The sequence below is a fragment of the Lutispora saccharofermentans genome, assembly GCF_024363565.1.
In the GTDB taxonomy this organism is placed as follows: Bacteria; Bacillota; Clostridia; order Lutisporales; family Lutisporaceae; genus Lutispora; species Lutispora saccharofermentans.
This window is the reverse complement of record NZ_JAJEKE010000016.1, coordinates 83,079-104,275: the sequence shown is the minus strand read 5'-3', so window position 1 is coordinate 104,275 and position 21,197 is coordinate 83,079. Positions and strand designations below refer to the sequence as shown.

General features: G+C 40.8%; 14 protein-coding genes and 1 rRNA gene. 7 read left to right on the top strand and 8 right to left on the bottom strand.

Annotated elements, in window-relative coordinates:
* The first annotated feature begins 6 nt into the window (after positions 1-6).
* The 4 genes from rrf (at position 7) to LJD61_RS15795 (ending at position 5,801) form a co-directional block, all read left to right on the top strand.
* A 5S ribosomal RNA gene (gene rrf / locus LJD61_RS15810) occupies positions 7-123 on the top strand.
* Positions 124-253: 130 nt separating this feature from the next.
* Positions 254-751, top strand: coding sequence for a thioredoxin family protein (locus LJD61_RS15805; RefSeq protein WP_255228510.1), 498 nt, complete (start codon positions 254-256; stop codon positions 749-751).
* Positions 752-946: 195 nt separating this feature from the next.
* A complete protein-coding gene (locus LJD61_RS15800) occupies positions 947-4,396 on the top strand; it encodes a TSCPD domain-containing protein (RefSeq protein WP_255228509.1) in 3,450 nt (1,149 codons plus the stop codon).
* Positions 4,397-4,580: 184 nt separating this feature from the next.
* Positions 4,581-5,801, top strand: coding sequence for a GGDEF domain-containing protein (locus LJD61_RS15795; RefSeq protein WP_255228508.1), 1,221 nt, complete (start codon positions 4,581-4,583; stop codon positions 5,799-5,801).
* A gap of 115 nt (positions 5,802-5,916) precedes the next feature.
* On the opposite strand, the gene LJD61_RS15790 is transcribed toward LJD61_RS15795, so the two are convergent.
* The 5 genes from LJD61_RS15790 to LJD61_RS15770 all read right to left on the bottom strand — a co-directional run bounded on the left by LJD61_RS15790 (position 5,917) and on the right by LJD61_RS15770 (position 10,986).
* The gene (locus tag LJD61_RS15790) at positions 5,917-6,075 is read right to left on the bottom strand and encodes a hypothetical protein (RefSeq protein WP_255228507.1); all 159 of its coding nucleotides are present in this window, start codon (positions 6,073-6,075) and stop codon (positions 5,917-5,919) included.
* 113 nt (positions 6,076-6,188) lie between these two features.
* Positions 6,189-8,507, bottom strand: a complete 2,319-nt coding sequence (locus tag LJD61_RS15785; RefSeq protein ID WP_255228506.1) for an FtsX-like permease family protein — start codon at positions 8,505-8,507, stop codon at positions 6,189-6,191.
* Positions 8,504-9,187: an ABC transporter ATP-binding protein gene (locus LJD61_RS15780; RefSeq protein ID WP_255228505.1), complete on the bottom strand. Its 684-nt coding sequence runs from the start codon at positions 9,185-9,187 to the stop codon at positions 8,504-8,506. Before LJD61_RS15780 ends, LJD61_RS15785 begins: the two co-directional genes overlap by 4 nt.
* Before the next feature lie 65 nt (positions 9,188-9,252).
* Positions 9,253-10,290: a sensor histidine kinase gene (locus tag LJD61_RS15775; protein ID WP_255228504.1), complete on the bottom strand. Its 1,038-nt coding sequence runs from the start codon at positions 10,288-10,290 to the stop codon at positions 9,253-9,255.
* A 9-nt stretch (positions 10,291-10,299) separates the two neighbouring features.
* Positions 10,300-10,986 carry a response regulator transcription factor gene (locus tag LJD61_RS15770; RefSeq protein ID WP_255228503.1) on the bottom strand — a complete coding sequence of 229 codons (687 nt, stop codon included), beginning with the start codon at positions 10,984-10,986 and terminating at the stop codon, positions 10,300-10,302.
* A gap of 411 nt (positions 10,987-11,397) precedes the next feature.
* Here LJD61_RS15770 and LJD61_RS15765 point away from each other — a divergent pair, with 411 nt between their 5' ends.
* Positions 11,398-11,946, top strand: coding sequence for an NADH peroxidase (locus tag LJD61_RS15765; RefSeq protein WP_255228502.1), 549 nt, complete (start codon positions 11,398-11,400; stop codon positions 11,944-11,946).
* Between the two features lie 264 nt (positions 11,947-12,210).
* Entirely contained in the window at positions 12,211-15,741 is a 3,531-nt protein-coding gene (nifJ, locus tag LJD61_RS15760; protein WP_255228501.1) for a pyruvate:ferredoxin (flavodoxin) oxidoreductase, read from the top strand.
* A gap of 158 nt (positions 15,742-15,899) precedes the next feature.
* Here the strand turns inward: nifJ and LJD61_RS15755 are convergent, their stop codons facing one another.
* From LJD61_RS15755 to LJD61_RS15745, 3 genes are all read right to left on the bottom strand, one after another.
* Complete coding sequence (locus LJD61_RS15755; protein WP_255228500.1) at positions 15,900-16,475, bottom strand: manganese efflux pump; 576 nt, start codon at positions 16,473-16,475, stop codon at positions 15,900-15,902.
* A 180-nt stretch (positions 16,476-16,655) separates the two neighbouring features.
* Positions 16,656-17,510 carry a DegV family protein gene (locus tag LJD61_RS15750; RefSeq protein ID WP_255228499.1) on the bottom strand — a complete coding sequence of 285 codons (855 nt, stop codon included), beginning with the start codon at positions 17,508-17,510 and terminating at the stop codon, positions 16,656-16,658.
* Positions 17,511-17,541: 31 nt separating this feature from the next.
* Positions 17,542-18,795 carry a pyridoxal phosphate-dependent aminotransferase gene (locus LJD61_RS15745; RefSeq protein ID WP_255228498.1) on the bottom strand — a complete coding sequence of 418 codons (1,254 nt, stop codon included), beginning with the start codon at positions 18,793-18,795 and terminating at the stop codon, positions 17,542-17,544.
* 268 nt (positions 18,796-19,063) lie between these two features.
* On the opposite strand from LJD61_RS15745, the gene fusA reads away from it, so the two are divergent.
* Positions 19,064-21,148, top strand: coding sequence for an elongation factor G (gene fusA, locus LJD61_RS15740; RefSeq protein ID WP_255228497.1), 2,085 nt, complete (start codon positions 19,064-19,066; stop codon positions 21,146-21,148).
* The last annotated feature ends 49 nt before the right edge of the window (positions 21,149-21,197 follow it).

Sequence of the window (21,197 nt, the reverse complement as noted above, 5' to 3'; positions counted from 1 at the left end):
TAAACATCCGGTGACAATAACAGAGAGGCCACACCTGTTCCCATGCCGAACACAGAAGTTAAGCTCTCTAGTGCCGATGGTACTTGGACCGCAGGGTCCCGGGAGAGTAGGTCGTCGCCGGGTCTTTTTTATTTTTTGTAGAAACAGGGATACGGGGAACACGGATTGGCACGGATAAAAGATTCTCCAATGGTGTTCGGAATGACATTATGTTAAAATAGCATTAGAATATGAGCAAATGTGGGTGATAAATATGAAAAATTTATTTGATTCCGGTTTAAGCTTTAGAAGCTATATGTTCAATGTGGATGAAGACAACAGGCAAAAATTCATGAAGTATTACATACCTATGGAAATAAAGGATGAGGTTAAAGACGAGATAATTTCTTTAGAGGATGAAATAAATATTCTTGGAGTCGTTGAGCCCTGGTGTCCGGATTGCCATATAAACCTTTCGGTTTTAGGTAAGATGATAAGCCTGAATGACAAAATAAATCTTCGCCTTGTCGGAAGAGACAGTGTAAAAAACGAACTGGATGATTACAAAGAAAATGAGAAGCTTAAGGTTCCTACATTTATAATAATGGATAAGGATTTCAATGTTAAAGGAGCATTTATAGAAAAGATAGAAATGGTAAAAACTGTTGATATTGAAAGCTTGGAAGGCTCAAAAATCAATATGAAATATAAAGCAGGAAAGCTTATTCCTGAGACTGCTGAAGAGTTATTGAAGATTATTACCGGCGCTTAAACACAGCGCTAATTTTTTTTCTAAATTTTGCTAAGTGATGATAAACAGAGTATGCTTATCAAAATAAGTAGAAACTAAGCTAAATTAATATAATTAGTACTAAAGGCATTTTGTAGTGATAATTTGCTTATGATACAATATATAGTGCTTAGTGCAATTATTTATACTATAGATTGTTAGGAGGTTGGAATTTCGATGATATCGGATAATGGGATCAAGGTATTGGAAAGACGATATTTGGCGAAAGATGAGAAAGGAAATTTAAAAGAAACCCCTGAAGATTTGTTTAAAAGGGTTTCTTCATTTATAGCCGGTGCAGACAAAATCTTTGAGCCGGATAAGGATACTAATGAGTTAGAAAAAAAGTTTTATAATATCATATCTAATCTGGAGTTTTTACCTAATTCACCTACATTAATGAACGCAGGAAGAGAATTGGGCCAGCTTTCTGCTTGTTTTGTTCTTCCGGTGGAAGATTCTATGGAGGGCATATTTGATGCTATAAAGTATGCCGCTATAATACATAAAAGCGGCGGAGGCACAGGCTTCAGCTTCAGCCGTCTCAGAAGCATGGGCTCTGCTGTCAATTCAACAGGAGGAGTAGCTTCGGGCCCCATAAGCTTTATGAAGGTTTTCAACTCTGCTACTGAGGCCGTCAAGCAAGGGGGAGTGAGAAGAGGCGCCAATATGGGTATATTGAGGGTGGATCACCCTGATATACTTGATTTTATACAATGCAAAAAGAATGATAAAGAGATCACTAACTTCAATATAAGCGTCGGTATAACTGAGAAGTTTATGGAAGCGGTGGAAAAAGGCGAAGAATATGAACTGATCGAGCCCAATACCAAGGAAGTTAAGGGCAAGCTCAAGGCCGACGAAGTATTTGAGCTTATAATAGATATGGCCTGGAATAACGGTGAGCCGGGTATTATCTTCTTGGATAGAATGAACAGGGACAATGTAGTGCCTGAGCTGGGAGAAATAGAGAGCACAAATCCATGCGTTACAGGCGATACGTGGGTCATTACAAATGATGGGCCCAAGCAGGTTAAAGATATATTGGGACAGAAAGTCAAATTGGCTTTAAACGGAAATTATTATGATTCCGATAGCAAAGGCTTCTTTAAAACAGGAAATAAGGATGTTATCAGGATATCTACTGATAGAGGCTATGGAATTACTGTGACAAAGGACCATCTGATCCGTACTGTCGATAAAATGACCCGATTTAATATTGAAGAGGTATGGAAGCCGGCAGGAGAGATAAAGCCGGGAGATAGGATAGTTCTATCAAACAATAGAGGGATAGAATGGGTTGGAAAGGGCAGTCATAGCGAGGGCTATATTTTAGGGCTCCTATTAGGGGATGGCACATTGAAAAAAGAGGGCGGAGTAATAATAAGCATCTGGGGAGATGGCGAAGAGGCAGAATCCTTGTTAAAGGCAGCCGGAGAAGCGGCCTTCATATTGCCTCATCGTTCAGATTTCAAGGGCTTTCAATCGGTTGTTGAGGGAAGGCAGAAGCATCGGATTAAAATGGCTGCAATAAGAGACCTGGCTGCAGAATATGGCATTATGCAGGGTGAAAAGAAGCTGAACAGCGAGATTGAAAAGGCTGGATATGATTTTTATTGCGGATTGTTAAAAGGCTTATTTGATGCTGATGGTACAGTTACGGGTGCACAGGATAAAGGCGTATCAATAAGGCTGTGGCAGAATGATTTAGATGCTTTGGTTATTGTGCAGAGAATGCTTGCAAGGCTTGGCATAGCTTCACAGATATACCCTGATAGGAAAGCATCTGAACAAAAGCTTATGCCGGATGGAAAAGGCGGAAGCAAAGAATACGGGATAAATAGCGGACATGAATTAGTATTATCAGGTGACAATTTATATATATTCCATGAAGTCATCGGATTTAACAATAGCAAAAAGCAAAAACGGCTAAAGGAAGCTTTAGGCAATTATAAGCGTGCCTTGAACAGAGAGCGTTTTGTAGCTTCGGTGAATGAGATCACTGAACTAGGATCATGCGATGTATATGATGTTCAAGTACCCGGCATAAATGCTTTTGATGCCAATGGAATTTACGTACACAATTGCGGTGAACAGCCGTTGCTTCCATATGAATCATGTAACCTCGGCTCAATAAACCTTGTGGCATGTATTGGCAGAAATAAAAAAGGAAGCTATATCAACTACGAAAAGCTTGGAGATATTGTAGATACTTCAGTGCATTTCCTTGACAATGTCATAGAGGTAAATAAATATCCTTTGGTCAAAATTGATGAGATGACCAAGACTACAAGGAAGATCGGATTAGGGGTAATGGGATTTGCCGACATGCTTATAGAGCTTGGGATCCCTTACGATTCGGAGGAAGGTATAAAGACTGCCCAGAAAGTGATGAGCTTTATAAATGAAAGATCCAAGCAAGCCTCAATGGAATTGGCAGAAGTGCGCGGAACATTCCCCAGCTTTGATAAGAGCATATTTGCTGAAAGGGATATGAAGCTGAGAAATGCCACAACAACTACTATTGCCCCTACAGGTACGATATCAATAATCGCAGGAGTTTCCAGCGGCATTGAGCCGCTCTTTGCGGTATCCTTCATAAGAAATGTTATGGATAATGATGAATTGCCCGAAGTAAACCCGCTGTTTGAAAGGGTTGCAAAGGAAAGAGGCTTCTATAGCGTAGATTTGATGAGAAAGATTGCTAAGCTGGGTTCAGTAAGGCATATTGAAGAGATTCCGGAGGATGTGAGAAGAGTATTTGCAACAGCTCATGATATCGACCCGATTTGGCATATAAAGATGCAGGCTATGTTCCAGCAATATACAGATAATGCTGTATCAAAAACTGTGAATTTCAGGAACGAGGCCACAAAAGAGGAGGTAAGAAAGGCTTATATACTTGCATATAAACAGGGATGCAAGGGCGTTACAATATATAGAGACGGAAGCCGGGACTCTCAGGTGCTGAATATCGGATCGGTCAATAAAGAGGCCGGCAAATCAGCAGAAAATGTTATCGATGAACAAAAGAGCCTTAAGGCTAGAGTAAGGCCGGATGTGACCATAGGGATAACCGAAAAGATTAAGATAGGCTGCGGTAATTTGTATGTTACAGTTAACTCTGATGAAGGCGGTATTTGCGAGGTATTCGCAAATCTGGGAAGAGCCGGGGGATGCCCGTCTCAATCAGAAGCTACCAGCAGGCTTATATCTATCGCCTTAAGAGCAGGCGTTGACATCAAAGAAATAATAGAGCAGCTTAGAGGCATAAGATGTCACTCTACTCTGCGCCAGAAAGGCCTCAAGGTTTTATCCTGCCCGGATGCAATAGGCAGGACTCTGGAGAAAGTATTGAACATGCAGGTGGAAATAAAGGATATAGAGACTATAGATGAATTGACTTCAGCCGTGGAAGAAGAAAGCAGCTTGGGCTGCGGAGGCAATTGCTCCTTATGCTCTGTTCAATGCAGCCACAGTACTATAGCCGCAAGCGAAACCTCTGCCACTATTGAGGGAAATATTGATTGGTCCAACCTCAAACACTGCCCCGAATGCGGTTCCAAGATCCAGCATGAAGGCGGATGCATGATCTGCATGAACTGCGGCTTCTCAAAATGCGGCTAAAACGCGTTTGAATATATCTATTTGAGTATATTAACTACCCTTGGGCTTATGTAAAGCCCAAGGGTAGTTTTTTGGATTTTTAAGCGATTAATAAAGGAAAATAGGTTTTAAGAATTCAATCTTTGATTGATTATAACCGATAATATTTTTGGACATAAAAATATTCCGGAAGGAGTCATCAACTTTGAAGCTTAAAATTAAAACAATTTTTTCTGCCTTATTGCCTTTTATTTTAATTATTTCAGCATATATTTTTTTTATAAAGACTGACACGATGACAGAGCAGCAATTAGATATTATAAAGCTTTCTCCTTATGTTACATTCCTTATAGGTTCTGCTATCGCTTTGAAGTTTAACCGTAATCGAGAATTTTTTACCTTAATAATTCTTACCCTGTGCTTTATTGCCATTAATTATATTCAGGCAAATATCGGAAAAACAGCGGCTAAAGATATTTACTCAATAATTTGTATATTGATTCCCATAAATATTCTGATATTCTCTTTCTTAAAAGAAAGAGGAGTATTAACTTTATGGGGGCTTATTCGTATTGGTTTTATTATTTCTCAATTATTGTTTTCTTATTGGGTGATCAATTCGGAGCGAAGAGATATCCTCGGCATGCTTAATAAAAGCATATTACCAGCCAAACTCAGTTCTATAACCTCAATATCTGAGCCGGCTCTTGCAGCTTTTTTCATAACTTTTATAATACTTGTGCTCAGGCATATTTTTTATAAATCCTCACAGGATATTTACTTTGCAGGGGTGCTATTTGCATTGTTTTTTGTGCTCTATGATTATGGCAACAAAATACTTCATCCAATATTTTTAACAACGTCAGGAATCATTCTCATAATTTCGATAATCCAATACTCTTATTCCATTGCTTTCTATGATGAACTCACAGGATTGCCATCGCGCAGAGCCCTTAAGCAAGATATGATGAAGCTGGGCGTTAATTACTCCATCGCTATGCTGGATATAGATTTTTTTAAAAAATTTAATGATGCTTACGGGCATGATACTGGAGACCAGGTTTTAAAGCTGGTCGCTTCCATTATAAAGGATGTCAGTGGGGGAGGAAAATCTTTCAGATACGGTGGAGAAGAGTTTACAATTCTTTTTCCGGGCAAGGCCATAAATGATGTATTGCCACATCTAGAAGAATTGAGAGAGAAGATTGCAAAGAGAGGGTTTGCAATACGTGGTAAGGATAGACCAAAAAAGAAGCCTAAAAGCAGAACCAAAAGCTCAAATGCATCAAAGCTGATTCATATAACAGTAAGTATAGGAGGAGCACAAAAAAACGAAAATTGCAAAACTCCGGATGCTGTTTTAAAATCTGCAGATAAAGCATTATATCGTGCAAAGAAAAAAGGCAGGAATTGCGTTTGCAAATAGCCTGTACAGAAAATTATGTCGCTAAAGAAGAAATAGATATGAGCAGGAGACCTTTGACCCTGTGTCAGCTAATATCCCATTTCGTCACTGGGTTGTTCAGCCCTGCTCCGCAAACTTAGTGCTTTTCTTGTTTTTCTATAGCAGATAAGATAAAACAGCCCATCGCTGCAACCGAGAAATAATGCCCCATATATGGAGAATTAAAGGATTCTCCAATCCAAAAGCCTACAAATCCCATGAATACGGTTACTAAAAAAGCAATACTTTTGTACACGACGATTCACTCCGTTTCCAAGCAAATTCTTCACTGTTATATTGTTTTAAATTCTGATTTCCATATAAGAAAAATTATAGCATATTTAATTATTTACAGACAGAAGGTTTTTCCTACTCTGCGTTCACAACATTGATGATACTCATTTTTTCAATTTTCCTTGTTGGTGAAATCACAGCAACAAAGGTAGTCAGGATTGCGGCTGAAATTGTAACAATCAAAACCACAAGCGGCGGCTGCCAAAGCTCTCCCCAATTCGATGTAATCAACATTTCAAAGAAGAACCGGTGTAGGAGAAGACCTAAAATACCGCCTGTCAGACTGCCGGATATAGCGTAAGCAGCGGCCTCGGCTGTGACCATTCTTTTAAGCTGCCTGCCTGACATTCCTACCGCACGCATCATTCCATAATTGCCTATTCTGCTTGAAACACTTGCATTTACCGTGTTGATAATGTTAATCAGGGCAACAAGAGCAATGACCATCAAAAATCCGTAGACAAATACCGCCATTGCGAAATAACCTGTGCGTACTTCTTTGTTGCGTTGTTGTTTGTCAAGCAGTTGCATCTCTGGTGTAATAAGGGTTCTTACGTTCTTGGAAACATCTTCATTAACCTGCATATCAATAATTGTATAATCCTCTATTCCTGTCAGAGCGCTAAATGTCTTTTCAGAGGCAACGATACTCCACCCATTATTTCCCGCATCAAACGCTACATCAGAGATAATACATGCAATTTTTAGATCATGAGGTGTTCCAGATATATTCAAAGTAAGAATATCTCCTACGTTCCAGTTGAATTTTTGCGACTGTGTATGATCAACCAATACGCTGTTGCCGTTTTTTACATTGTCAAGATTTCCGGAAATCAACATTTCTTCAGCCCATTCAAATTGTGGTTCATCATAAGAAATCAACATAGCTATAGCAGATCCCTGTTTATCATTTGCCGGTATATCATAGTAAAACATACGACCATACACCTTTTGAATATACGGTATTGCTTTTAGTTCTTCTACAAGGGAGCGGTCAATCAATATGGAATTCTGCACCCCTTTAATAGACAGGTCAGGTGCGTAAGGCTTTAAAGGATTTAATGCATGATTCATAAAAGTAATTAGTACTGTAAAGCATAAAAACGATATAATACTAATTGCAAATGAGCCTGCGATCAATACCATGCTCTTTTTATTGGAAAAAGCGTGGCGAACCCCCATTGCCGTATCTACATGAAACAGTCTTGTATTTGATGCTTTGCTAATCTGCAAATTGTTGGTTTCGTTGATATTGCCCGTTACAGCCGACTGCGGAGATACCCTCGCTGCATTTTTGGCGGGAGAGCTGGAGGCAATCATAACCACCAGAAACCCAATCACCGCACCAGCAGCAATTCCGGGCCAGCTCACTTGCAGCATTGGCATCGGTGGAATATCCTGTAAACTTAACGTATTTAGGAAGAAAATCGCTGCCCACAATACCCCACATCCGGTCAGTAACCCGATTGGAATTCCTTTTAGGCAATATTGAAAGCCTTCCCGCCGGATATACCGTTTGATTTGCTTTTTCGTTGCACCAAGACAACGCAACAGTCCAAAGAATTGAGTCCTTTCCAATATACTCATATTGAAACTGCTGGCAATCATGAATGTACCTGCCATCGCAACAAGGAGAAACAGAATAACCGCTGTCAAATAGAGGTCCCGCATCGATGAATTGTCGCTCTGACCCATAAGTCCAAGCAGTCTGATATTTGTAGAGACCTGCTCGTCTATTAAACCATATTCCGCTTTTATTTCTGAAATCGCCTTGTTTATATTTACTCCACTTTTGAATTGAATATAATAATATTCCTCATATAAATCGGATGGAAACGCACGCATACCTGCCATCGATAGAAAAAGACCGTGTGCATCGTTCCCTTTCAGGCTAGAAAAATCGCCATATGTTCCTGTAATCTTATACTGTCGTATTTTTCCGTCACTAAAAGCAACCTCTATCGTATCCCCAATGGAAAGACCGAATTGCTCAAGTCCCTGTCTATCAAGAAGAGCCTCCTGTGAGGAAACAGGATAGTCACCCTCTATTACATTGAGATTCATCTGCTCTGCCATATCCTGTTCACTGCTTTGAACAAGCAACTCTTTTCCCTGAAAAGTTGTATCTTCAGCCATCCCCAAGAAACTTGATACTTTTACATCGTCGCGATCGCCAATTTGTTCAGCAATACGGTCTGATATGTCTGTAATGATAGCGTGGAAGTTTCCGTTTTGACGGATATACTCATTGATTTGTGCCTTTACGCTCATATCGGCCATACCGAAAATCGCCGTTACCAGCATGACGGATATCACAATACATATCACAGTCAGCCGGTTTTTCTTTTTGTGTGCTTTCGCATATTCTGAAACAAGACCAAGATAACTATTCATTCAGCGTACCCCCCCAAATCGGTTAATACGCCGTCCGATACTTGCAGTACACGGTCAGCCGTGGAAGCAATACTACGATTATGCGTAATCATGATGATTGTCTGTTGGTAGCGTTTGGACGCTGTTTTCAGAAGCGAAATTACCTCGCCCGAGTTTTGGCTGTCCAAATTGCCGGTTGGCTCGTCCGCAAGTATCAACATGGGGCGGGTAATCAGAGCGCGACCAATCGCCACACGCTGTTGCTGCCCGCCGGATAACTGCCGGGGCAGGTGTCCGCGTCTGTCCTGCAGGGAAAGGACTGTCAATATTTCCTCCACATACGCCTTATCCGGCTTTTTATAGTCGAGCAGTACGGGAAAAGTAATATTCTGCTCAACATTGAGTTCGGGAATAAGGTTATATGCCTGAAAGATAAAGCCTATATTGCGGCGGCGAAAGATAGTGAGCTTTTCATCTTTCATGCTGAATATATCGTTGCCGTCAATCAGCACCTTGCCGGAAGTAGGGGTATCCAACGCCCCAATCATATTAAGCAGCGTGCTTTTTCCAGAACCGGATTCCCCGACAACTGCCACAAATTCCCCTTTGGGAATCGAAAAGTTAACATTCTTTAATGCGTTAACCGCAGCTTCACCTGTACCGTAGGTTTTGCAAATAGCATTTACCTCTAATAAATTCATATCTTATCACACCTTTCTATAAAGGCAGGATAACATTCACGCCTTACTCTCACATGAATTTCCGCTTACATTTTAGTAAGGTTAAGAAAACTTAGAACGAATATGCTTCCCTTACCCAAAGCACTGTCCACTGTGATGTTACCGTCATGTGCTTCTACGATTGTTTTTGCAAGCGGCAGTCCAAGGCCGATCCCTTGCATATCTTTTGAAAAGCGGCTGCGGTAAAACCGCTTAAAAATATGGTGAATATCTTCCGGGTGTATACCGCTGCCGTTGTCCTTTATGGTTATCTGCGTGACGGCCGGAAGCTTTTTCCACTCAACCGTAATCTGATTTCCTGCATTCGTATGGTCGAGTGCATTTTTTACAATGTTACTAATGGCTTCTGTTATCCAATCTCTGTCACAAAAAAGCAGGGTATCATCTGGCCCTGACAAGGTGATGATTTTCTTTTCCTCATTGGCACGAAATTCAAAATGCTGATAAATATCATTTATCATATCTGCTATGTTTTCAGGTGCCTTTTTTATAATAATAGCCCCTGCGTCTAACTTTGTAATTTTCAAGAGGTTTTGAACGAGCATTTCAATCCGTTCAATCTCTTTCTCTGACTTAACTGCAAATTCTTTTACAGCGGCAATATCTTCTGTTTCGTCCTGTAAAAGTCCGTTGTAGATAGTGAGGGCGGCAAGCGGTGTTTTTAGCTGATGAGAAATATCGGAAATAGTACCTTTCAAAAACTCTTTTACTTTCTGCTCCTTTACTGCATGAGCATTGAGCGCCGTAGCCAATGTGTTTACTGCATGGAAAAGCTTATACAGGCTGCCTTCCTTATCACAATCAATACGGACATCTGTGTTTCCCGAAAGGTATAAATTGATTTGAGATACAGCTTCTTCCATGATCTGACTTTGCTTTCGGAAATAAAGGAAGCAAGCCACTAAGATGCATAACGAAGTGAGCAGGGACAGTATAAGCAGAACAAGATTCAGTGTGCTGTAAAGCAGCCACGTAATCAACTGGAACAAAAGGATAAAGCCGCCCAGTATACAAGATACTGCAACAAAAAAATTCTTAATATCCCTATTGGTAAAAATCTTCATCGGGCCACCTCAACTTACTACATTCCATTTGTATCCCATGCCTCGAACAGTCAGCAGCATTTGCGGATCACCAGGATTGTTTTCTATCTTCATTCTCAACCTGCGGATATATACCGCCAATGTATTATCGTCCACATAGTTCCCCTCGCCATCCCATAGCTTATCCAGAATTTTTTCTTTGGAAAGTATGATGTTGGGGTTTTGCATCAGCAGACAAAGCAATCGGTATTCGGCTGTGGTTAAATCCAAAAGCTGTCCATCCTTATAGACTTGTCCTTGAAGCAATAAAACTTTTATCCCGTTAGATATGATTTCTGTATCCGCATCTCCGAAATTCTTCGCCCTCCGAAGCAATGCATTAATTCTTGATAAGAGAACCCCTAATTTAAAGGGCTTTGTAATATAATCGTCAGCGCCAATATCAAGCCCTGTAACGATATCCATTTCTTCATCGGATGCAGTTAAGAAGATAATGGGAACCTTTGATACATGGCGTACTTCTTGACATACTTCAAAACCGGAACCGTCCGGCAAGGATACGTCCAGAATCAATAAATCGTACTTGCCATCCGTCCAAATGGTATTGGCTTCTTTTACGGTTCGGGCAATATCTAATTCGAAACCCTGCCTTTTTAGTAACCAGGAAAGCCCATCAATCAGGCTTAAATCATCTTCAAGAAGTAATATTCTATCCATTGGTTTTCTCCTTTCCCCGCCCATCAACGGGTTTGAGAGCATCCTTCCGAATCATCCACACCCGGCTAAACCGAACAGTCATATATTCCATGTCATCATATCCTTTCAGGGTATATGTATGTACTATCTATCGTATTCGTTTAACCGAACTAAATCAAGAGAATAAATCTTCACTTTATGCCTTCTCTATTTGCTTTATAGATACGGCACATTTAGATATCATATGAGAATATATTCAAAAAGCAAGATATAAGGAAAGAAACGGAGAATGACTATCTATTAATAAGATATATTGTTTATATAGGCCATTTTGAGGCTTAATATCGTAGCATCATAATAAGCATTATAGTATAATAGCCATGTAGTCAATTTTGGTTATAAATACTAATAATATATAGGAGGCTTGTTTTAATGAAAAAGTTTGTTTGTACAATTTGCGGATATGTCCATGAGGGAGACAGTGCTCCGGATTTTTGCCCTCAATGCAAGGCGCCAAAGGGAAAATTCGTAGAGCAATCTGCTGAAAATCTTCAGTGGGCTGATGAACATAGAATAGGTGTTGCAAAGGATGTAGATCCTGAAGTCATAGAAGGGCTAAAGGCGAATTTCATGGGAGAATGCACAGAAGTGGGCATGTACTTAGCTATGAGCCGTCAGGCAGACAGAGAAGGCTTCCCTGAAGTTGCAGAAGCATACAAGAGGATTGCTTTTGAAGAAGCAGAGCATGCAGCTAAATTTGCGGAGCTGCTGGGCGAAGTAGTTGTTGCCGATACAAAGAAAAACCTTCAGATGAGAGTAGAAGCCGAGTATGGCGCATGCAAAGGCAAGAAGGATCTTGCAACCAGAGCAAAACAGCTTAATTATGATGCAATACATGATACAGTACACGAAATGTGCAAGGATGAAGCAAGACACGGCGCAGCATTTAAGGGCTTGCTGGATAGATACTTTGGAAAGTAATAAATGGTGTAAAACAGAGTATTATAAAGGCTTATAAAAAATACCGCAAATCGGAGTTGATAGATTTTCACTCCGATTTTTGCTTTAGCGGTTGTGTAGTATGCCGTGTGTGAAGGATTTGCGAGGAGGGCTTGCAAACTTTTCCATTTTATGTAAGCTATTGTCGCTTTTTTTTAACATCTCAAATTGACATTGAAGTCAATATTTAATATACTTAAATGTGGACATGTGAAAAATTAAATATTATTGTTAGGGGGTTTCACAATGGCAAGAAAAATGAAGACCATGGATGGTAATACGGCTGCTGCGTATGTGTCATACGCCTTTACTGATGTGGCTGCCATCTTCCCGATCACACCATCGTCGCCTATGGCGGAATACGCAGACGAATGGGCAGCTCATGGACAGAAGAATATCTTTGGTCAAGAAGTAAAGGTAGTTGAACTGCAATCAGAAGGAGGCGCAGCCGGTGCCGTACATGGTTCCTTAGCGGCAGGAGCGTTGACAAGTACATTTACCGCTTCTCAGGGACTCCTTTTAATGATACCTAATATGTATAAAATTGCTGGAGAACTTCTTCCGGGAGTATTTCACGTAACAGCTCGTGCAATAGCCGGGCATGCCCTATCCATATTTGGGGATCATTCGGACGTTATGGCTACCAGACAGACAGGCTTTGCTCTATTGGCTTCAGGCTCAGTTCAGGAGGTTATGGACTTGTCCGGTATTGCTCACTTAGCAGCCATAAAGGGCAGAGTACCGTTTTTACATTTCTTTGACGGATTTAGAACCTCTCATGAAATACAAAAAATAGAGGTCATAGAATATGACGAATTTAAGAAATTAGTTGATTATGATGCAGTAAATGCTTTCAGAAATAATGCGTTAAATCCTGAGCATCCGGTAACCAGAGGCACTGCTCAGAATCCGGATATATTCTTCCAGGCTAAAGAAGCATCAAACACATATTATGAGAGAATACCGGATATAGTTGCAGGCTACATGGATGATATAAGCAAGATCACAGGCAGAGATTACAAGCCTTTTGTTTATTACGGACATCCGGAAGCAGAAAACATAATCATTGCTATGGGTTCTGTAACTGAAGCAATAGAAGAAACTATCGATTATCTCATGAGCAAGGGCGAAAAAGTCGGCGTTGTAAAGGTACATCTTTACAGACCATTCTCACCCAAATACTTCTTTGACGTACTTCCTAAGTCCGTTAAGAAAATTGCTGTTCTCGACAGGACTAAAGAGCCCGGTGCATTGGGAGAACCTTTATATCAGGATGTCAGGACATTGTTCTTTGAATCTGAAAATCCTCCTGTAATAGTAGGCGGAAGATACGGATTAGGTTCTAAGGATACAACTCCTGCCCAGATATTGGCAGTTTATGAAAACTTAAAGGCAGATAAGCCAAAGAACGGCTTTACTATAGGCATAGTGGATGATGTGACACATACATCATTGGAAACCAAGGAAAATGTCAATACAGCTCCATCCGGAACGATAAGATGCAAGTTCTGGGGATTAGGCTCTGATGGAACAGTAGGCGCAAATAAGAACGCTATAAAGATAATTGGAGACGAAACCGATCTATACGCACAGGGTTATTTCTCTTATGACTCCAAAAAATCCGGCGGTGTTACCATTTCTCACTTAAGATTTGGTAAGAAACCTATAAAATCAACATATTTGATAGATGAAGCTGATTTCGTTGCCTGCCATAACCAGGCTTATGTATATCAGTACGATCTGCTGACTGGTTTGAAAAAGGGCGGCTCCTTTGTACTGAACTGCTCATGGAGCAAGGAAGAGCTGGATGAGAAGCTACCGGGTTCCATGAAAAAATATATTGCCGAAAATGATATTAAATTCTATATCATAGATGCTACAGCAATCGGCGAAGAGATAGGCTTAGGAAACAGGATCAATATGATAATGCAGTCTGCATTCTTCAAATTGGCTGATGTTATTCCTTTGGACGATGCTGTTAAATACCTGAAAGAGGCTATAGACCATAGCTATGGCAAAAAAGGCGAAAAGGTTCTCAAGATGAACTATGAAGCAGTTGATAAGGGAATAAATGCTCTTGTCAAGGTAGAAGTTCCTGCATCCTGGAAGAATGCCGCAGACGAAGCTGCCGCTGAAGCCGAAGCTCCCGAATTCATCAAAAAGGTCCTCATACCTATGAACAGACAAGAAGGAGACTCATTACCGGTCAGCACCTTCGTAGGAAGAGAAGACGGACACTTCCCGATGGGAACATCTGCTTACGAAAAGAGAGGGATTGCTGTTCATGTGCCTGAATGGCAGATAGACAAGTGCATACAGTGCAACCAGTGCTCTTATGTATGCCCCCATGCAGCAATAAGACCTGTTCTCGTGACAGAAGAAGAAATGAAGAACGCTCCCGAAAGCTTCAAGACAAAGAATGCTATGGGCAAAGAACTTGCAGGCCTGCAGTATAAGATTCAGGTAAGCCCGTTGGATTGCACAGGCTGCGGCAATTGCGCAGATATATGCCCTGCCAAGGAAAAGGCTCTTGTTATGAAGCCCCTTGCAACTCAGATGGAAGCTCAGATTCCTAACTGGGAATTTGCTGTTAAGGTTCCTGCAAAGGATAAGCTGATGCCTTTGACTACTGTTAAGGGAAGCCAGTTTGCACAGCCATTGTTGGAATTCTCAGGAGCATGTGCAGGCTGCGGCGAGACTCCATATGTGAAGCTTATCACTCAATTGTTTGGAGATAGGATGCTGGTAGCTAATGCTACAGGTTGTTCTTCAATTTGGGGAGCTTCCGCACCATCCACACCATATTGCACAAATGCAGAGGGCAAGGGTCCGGCATGGGCTAACTCATTGTTTGAAGACAATGCCGAATACGGATATGGTATGGCAGTAGCAACAAAACAAATAAGGAACAGATTAGCTGATCTGATGAAAGAAGCTATGACTTTAGATATGCCTGAAAACTACAAGGCAGCCTTCAAGGCTTGGCTGGATGGCATGAATGATGCAGAAGAGAGCAAAAAGGCCGCTGCTATGATCATGCCGCTGCTCAATGCAGAAGGAATAAGCTGCAGCAGAGCTAAGGAAGTTATTGCAGAAATAGCCGACAAGAAGGATTATCTTGTCAAGAAGTCCGTATGGATATTCGGAGGAGACGGCTGGGCTTATGACATCGGTTACGGCGGATTAGACCATGTATTGGCTTCCGGCGAGAATGTAAATGTTTTGGTATTGGATACTGAAGTATACTCAAATACTGGAGGACAATCTTCCAAGTCTACGCCAATAGGCGCAGTTGCCAAATTCGCAGCTTCCGGCAAGAGGATTAAGAAGAAGGATCTAGGCATGATTGCAGCTACTTACGGCTATGTATACGTAGCTCAGGTTGCAATGGGTGCAGATAAGAACCAGCTGCTTAAGGCATTGATAGAAGCTGAGAAATATGACGGACCATCACTCATCATCGCTTATGCTCCATGCATAAACCATGGGCTCAAGGAAGGTATGGGACGTACACAGGCTAATGCACAGAAGGCTGTTGAAGCAGGATACTGGCATTTGTACAGATATAATCCAACCCTTAGAGAAGAAGGCAAGAATCCATTTACATTGGATTCCAAAGAGCCAAAAGCAAGCTTCAGAGAATTCTTGGACGGTCAGGTAAGATATACTTCTCTTACTGCTACATTCCCAGAAGTTGCAGAAGAGTTATTTGCAAAAGCTGAAGAGGTTGCCAAGGAGAAATACGAAAACTACAAGAAAATGGCTGAAGCAAAATAGTAAATAATATAAGAAAGAGCGGAATGATTTTCCGCTCTTTTGCTTTAATAGAATTCTTTCATGAAAGGCTCTGCATCCTGGGGAGCCCATTTTCTTTTTATAAGGGGCACGGCATTTTCAAGCTGGGGAAAATATACCTAAGATATAAAGCTGAAGCGCTAAATAGACATCTCATGGATTCCTAATAGGATCATTACTATAGCTGAAACCAATGGAGCATATTTTCCCAAAATAGCTGATAAATAGCTTTTGCCGATATGGAAGCCCAATATTATAGAGATTATGCTGAGCAAGGTCGTGCTTAAAGTAGTATATAGAAGGTTCAATCCGGTAATGCTGGCACCTATGCCAAGGCCCACGTTATTCATGCCTAAGGCCAAAGCCAGTATTACCGCTTCTTTCTTATCTATATCCCCTGAATTATTCTCATCTGCTTTTTCTGGGTTTTTAAGGAAGGTATCCCTGCCATTTCCCTTAAAAAAATCCATCATCAAGTATAAGCCCATGATTATCAGAATTGAGGAGCCGAGGATATTGCTGATGCTGTGTGAAATCAGCCTATTGATAAATAAGCCCAAGGTCATGGATAGAAAGGTTCCTAAGCCTGTTATGACCGCTATGATCATGTTGCTCCATATGCCTATCTTTATCTTTTTTATTCCATATACTATCCCTACCGTAAAATTATCCATATTTGCTGACAGGGCGAACAATAATGAAGGCAGTATGCTCATCTTGCGACCTCCGTTATAAGTCATGATATTTTAGTATATTAGCCTATCAGGGGAAATGTTACAAAATTATAGAGATACAAAAAAGGCTATAATGCAAATCCGTGTTGCGTTATAGCCTTTCTTTCTATGAAAATTTGAACGATGGATAATATATTCTGATGCTCAAGCGATGCAGCAGGCTTATAGTACGTGTACACAAACCCCCACAAGTCCAGGGCCCGTATGAACTCCTAATGCAGGACCTATTTGGCCGAACATTATATCCTTTACATTGGGAAGGTTTGACAGGGTCTCCTTTATCTTAGCCGCTTCCTTCTCTGCATTTCCGTGCATGACTGCCAGGTTTACAATATGTCCTTCGGAGATTTCCTTTGCGATTTCCACCAGCTTCTCCAGTGATTTTTTTCTTCCTCTTACCTTGGCATGGCTGTAGTATTTGCCTTCTTCATTTATGGATATGATAGGCTTAATGTCCATTATGTCGCCTATGGTTGCAGCTACGGTGTTTATTCTGCCTCCTTTTTTCAGATACTCCAGTATGGGGAGGCAATAGAATATCTTGATCTTTTCTCTTAATGATATTATCTTTTCTTTGACTTCATCGATTTTCAAGCCCTGAGAGATCATCTTAGCCGCTTCATAAACCATAAATCCAAGGCCTATGGATAAGCTTTTTGAGTCAATAGCTATAATATTCAAATCCGGAAAATCCTTGCTCATCATTTTGATCATATCAAAGGTACCGCTCAAGCCGCTTGAAATATTTATGGACAAAACATTTTTTATTCCTTGATCTCTTATAGACTGAAGCAAATTTTTACAATCTAAAGGAGATGCCATAGAAGTTTTGGGTATTTCGTCAGGCATCCTGTCGTATATCTCCTGGGGTGTTATATCTATGCCGTCCCTATACTCTCTGTCCGGATATATCACTCTCAGCGGGAGGGTAAAGATCGAATGCTTTCTTATTATTTCTTCGGGCAAATCACAGCTGCTATCGGTGATCAAGGCAATTTTTTCATTGATATTGTCCATGCATATTCCTCACTTCATATATGTATTTTGTTTATTTTTCTTTTTGAATATTATCCATAATCGATTTTATCATCTTAGGGGCTTTTTTACATTTTTCTTCAGAAACAGCGCATACTGCAAATCTTAATCCTTTTTTCAGGGGTATCAAAAATAAATTATCCTCCATTAGCTTATCGCTTATAGCTTTTGCATTATCGCAGGGTATGCTCACAAAGAAGCCGTCTCTATAAGGAAGTATCTCCAATCCTGCATCCTCAGATGCCTTCACGAATGCCTCCGCCCTTTTATGAAGCATATTTTTGTATATGGCTTTTTCAGCTTCATAGGCTTCCGATTTCTTAGGATCATTTGATATTCTGGTCATGACTTCCATTGCACCCCTGTTGCAGTTTGACCAATTGGCCCTGTTTGAATGGGCGCAGGAATAATAGAATTCCTCTGCTATATCCTTGCTTGAAGATATTCCTATAGCTGCCCCAAGCCTCATGCCGTACATAGTATAGCCTTTAGACAAGCTATAGCCTATGACTACCAATATGTTTTCGGGAAGGTTGGAGAATTGCTTGAAGAACTTTCTTCTTTCATTTCCCTTTCCGGCAAAGTCTATGTATGCTGCGTCAACAAGCAGTATTATCCTGTTTTCTTTGTCTTTCGCATTTTCCACCATTAGATCTATTACTTGCTTCCATTCATCATCAGATAAGCTGTAGCCTGTGGGGTTCTGAGCAGGGCTGTTGATTATAGCCACCAGCCTTTTTTGCTTGTTTAGGAGCTTTTCAAAGCTTTCTCTGAAAGATTTTATGTTGAATTCGTTCTTGTCGTTAAATAAATTATAAAAGTCTACTTTTCTGCCATACTCCTCAGAAATAGTGACATAGGGCTTCCAATACCAGTCAGATACCAGCACTGAATCTCCTGAGTTTGTGTAATTGTATATGGTATGTCTGACCGAACCGGTCCCTCCCGGAGTAGCTACTGCCTTGATGTAGGCTTCCGGCCTGTATTCTTTGAAACATGCTTCTTGAACGGCGTCCAGATAATCAGGCTGTCCGGCCACCAGAGCATAGGCAGCTATGTTTTCATTAGGCATAGATTTCAATTCATCATATACAGCTTTCATGCATATTAAATTTCCATCATCATCTGCCAGCGCTCCTAATGTAGAGTCTATTACTTTATCTTTCCCATATTTTTTGATTGCTTGCTGTGCTTTAGCTGCCAGTCCGAAAATTGCATCATCCTCTTTAGGCCATACCGCATGTTTTGCCGCCATAGAATTAATCATAATATCACTCCAATATATTTAATAGTAAGCTTACGAAAACTCAAAGAGTTTGAGCTTTATATATTTCAATATTATTCTAACCTTTAACATAACACTAGTCAATGACGCTAGTTCTACATTTTTTCCTTTACATTTGTACCGGTTATAGATAAAATTAAAATACGGGTCAAATAAAATTTATTATTCTGTAAATTTTATATATGCTTATAGGGTAATATATGGTCAAGTATGTAATCTGATAAAATAACCTGATAAGGGGGAATTCATTATGAAAGAATACAAAACCGAAAACCTGAGAAATGTTTGTCTGTTAGGACACGCCAGCGCCGGCAAAACTTCTATCGGAGAGGCTATGCTTTATAACACAGGGGTATTAGACAGATTTGGCAAAGTTGACGATGGTACTACTACATTAGATTTTGATCCAGAAGAAGTTAAAAGGAAGATTTCCATAAGTGCAGCGGTAGCTCCATGCGATTGGAAAGACATAAGGATCAATGCTATTGACACTCCAGGATACTTTGATTTCGTAGGAGAGGCAGTTGCAAGCCTTAAGGTGTGCGACGGCGCATTGATAGCTGTCGACAGTGTATCCGGTGTAGAAGTAGGTGCAGAAAAAGCCTGGGATATGGTGACCGAAAAAGGGATGCCTTCCTTGTTTTTTATCAATAAAATGGATAGAGAAAATGCAAACTTCTCAAAAGTCTTTGGACAACTAAGAGAAGTTTTTGGAAATAAATTGGTTCCTCTTGTGCTTCCCATTGGCGCAGAGTCCAGCTTCAAAGGGGTAATAGACCTTATAGATATGAAGGCCAGGACCATGGATGGGCACAAGGTTGTTGAAAGTGAGATACCTTCAGGTCATGAAGATGATATAGAAGAATTTAGAAGCATGATAATTGAGGCTGCAGCTCAGACTGACGAAGAACTCATGGAAAAGTATTTCGGAGGCGAGGAGCTCAGCAAGGATGAAATAGTAAAGGGTTTAAGGCTTGGAGTCCTGGGCGGAGACGTTGTTCCTGTCCTTTGCGGCTCTGCTGTTAAGAATATAGGCGTTGTAACACTTATGAATACGATAGAAAGATTTTTCCCGTCGCCGTCAGATGCCGGAGAATATCATGTAAAGGACTTAAAAGCTAATAAAGAAGAAAGCAGAAAGCTTGATATGAATCTTCCCTTCAGTGCGCAGGTATTTAAGACAGTAGCAGACCCGTTTGTAGGCAAGATTTCAATGTTTAAGGTGATGTCAGGCACCGTAAGCTCAGATACTGAAGTATTCAACTCAAATAAAGAGAAGAAAGAAAGACTGAGCGGACTGTTCCTGCTGAGGGGTAAAAAGCAGCTTCCCATGACGAAGCTCGTGGCAGGAGATATCGGGGCTATTGCAAAGCTTCAGTTTACTACTACAGGGGATACATTATGCGATCCCAACAATCCTGTAATGTTCGACGCTTTGAAGTTCCCGGAGCCCAACATTGCTATGGCAGTAGAGCCCAAGTCCAAAGGCGATGAAGACAAAATAGGAAGCGGACTCCAAAGACTTATGGAAGAAGATCCGACACTAAAGGTGGAGAAAAATGCCGAAACAAGACAGACACTTATATCAGGCATCGGAGAGCAGCATCTTGAGATAGTTACAAAGAAGCTGTTGAATAAATTCGGCGTCGATGTATTGATCAAGGATCCTAAAATACCATATAGGGAGACCATTAAGAAATCTGCGAAAGCGGAGGGCAAGCACAAGAAGCAATCCGGAGGACATGGACAGTATGGACATGTATGGGTTGAGTTTGAACCTATTTCGGATGGCAGTACGGAATTTGAGTTCGTTGATAAGATTGTAGGCGGCGTAGTGCCGAGACAATATATACCCGCTGTAGAAAAGGGCCTCAGGGAATGCACTGAAGAAGGCGTATTGGCAGGCTATCCGGTAGTTAGTTTGAGATGCACATTATATGACGGATCCTTCCACCCTGTAGACTCGGCAGAAATGCCATTCAAGATTGCCGCATCCCTGGCATACAAAAAAGGCCTGGCTGCTGCAGAACCGGTTTTATTAGAGCCTATTTACAGTGTAGAAGTGACTGTTCCCGATCAGTACATGGGAGATATTATAGGCGACTTGAATAAAAAGAGGGGAAGAGTTTTAGGCATGGAGCCTGCAGGAAAGCTTCAGAAGGTTACGGCAGAAGCACCGCTGTCTGAGATGTTCAAATATGCAACAGACTTGAGATCCATGACTCAGGCAAGAGGAAGCTTCAGCATGAAATTCGTGAGATACGAAGAAGTCCCCGCTCAGATAGCTCAAAAGGTTATAGAAGCTGCTAATCTAGAAAAAGAAAAAGAACAATAAAGAATTTAAAAAAATTATGAATATAGGAAATACGGCAAATTATGGGTTT

Excerpts from the sequence above, each read along its gene's own strand:
- LJD61_RS15805 (WP_255228510.1), top strand. The coding sequence starts at position 254 with ATGAAAAATTTATTTGATTCCGGTTTAAGCTTTAGAAGCTATATGTTC.
- LJD61_RS15800 (WP_255228509.1), top strand. The coding sequence starts at position 947 with ATGATATCGGATAATGGGATCAAGGTATTGGAAAGACGATATTTGGCG.
- LJD61_RS15785 (WP_255228506.1), bottom strand. The coding sequence starts at position 8,507 with ATGAATAGTTATCTTGGTCTTGTTTCAGAATATGCGAAAGCACACAAA.
- LJD61_RS15780 (WP_255228505.1), bottom strand. The coding sequence starts at position 9,187 with ATGAATTTATTAGAGGTAAATGCTATTTGCAAAACCTACGGTACAGGT.
- LJD61_RS15775 (WP_255228504.1), bottom strand. The coding sequence starts at position 10,290 with ATGAAGATTTTTACCAATAGGGATATTAAGAATTTTTTTGTTGCAGTA.
- LJD61_RS15770 (WP_255228503.1), bottom strand. The coding sequence starts at position 10,986 with ATGGATAGAATATTACTTCTTGAAGATGATTTAAGCCTGATTGATGGG.
- LJD61_RS15765 (WP_255228502.1), top strand. The coding sequence starts at position 11,398 with ATGAAAAAGTTTGTTTGTACAATTTGCGGATATGTCCATGAGGGAGAC.
- nifJ (WP_255228501.1), top strand. The coding sequence starts at position 12,211 with ATGGCAAGAAAAATGAAGACCATGGATGGTAATACGGCTGCTGCGTAT.
- LJD61_RS15755 (WP_255228500.1), bottom strand. The coding sequence starts at position 16,475 with ATGAGCATACTGCCTTCATTATTGTTCGCCCTGTCAGCAAATATGGAT.
- LJD61_RS15750 (WP_255228499.1), bottom strand. The coding sequence starts at position 17,510 with ATGGACAATATCAATGAAAAAATTGCCTTGATCACCGATAGCAGCTGT.
- LJD61_RS15745 (WP_255228498.1), bottom strand. The coding sequence starts at position 18,795 with ATGATTAATTCTATGGCGGCAAAACATGCGGTATGGCCTAAAGAGGAT.
- fusA (WP_255228497.1), top strand. The coding sequence starts at position 19,064 with ATGAAAGAATACAAAACCGAAAACCTGAGAAATGTTTGTCTGTTAGGA.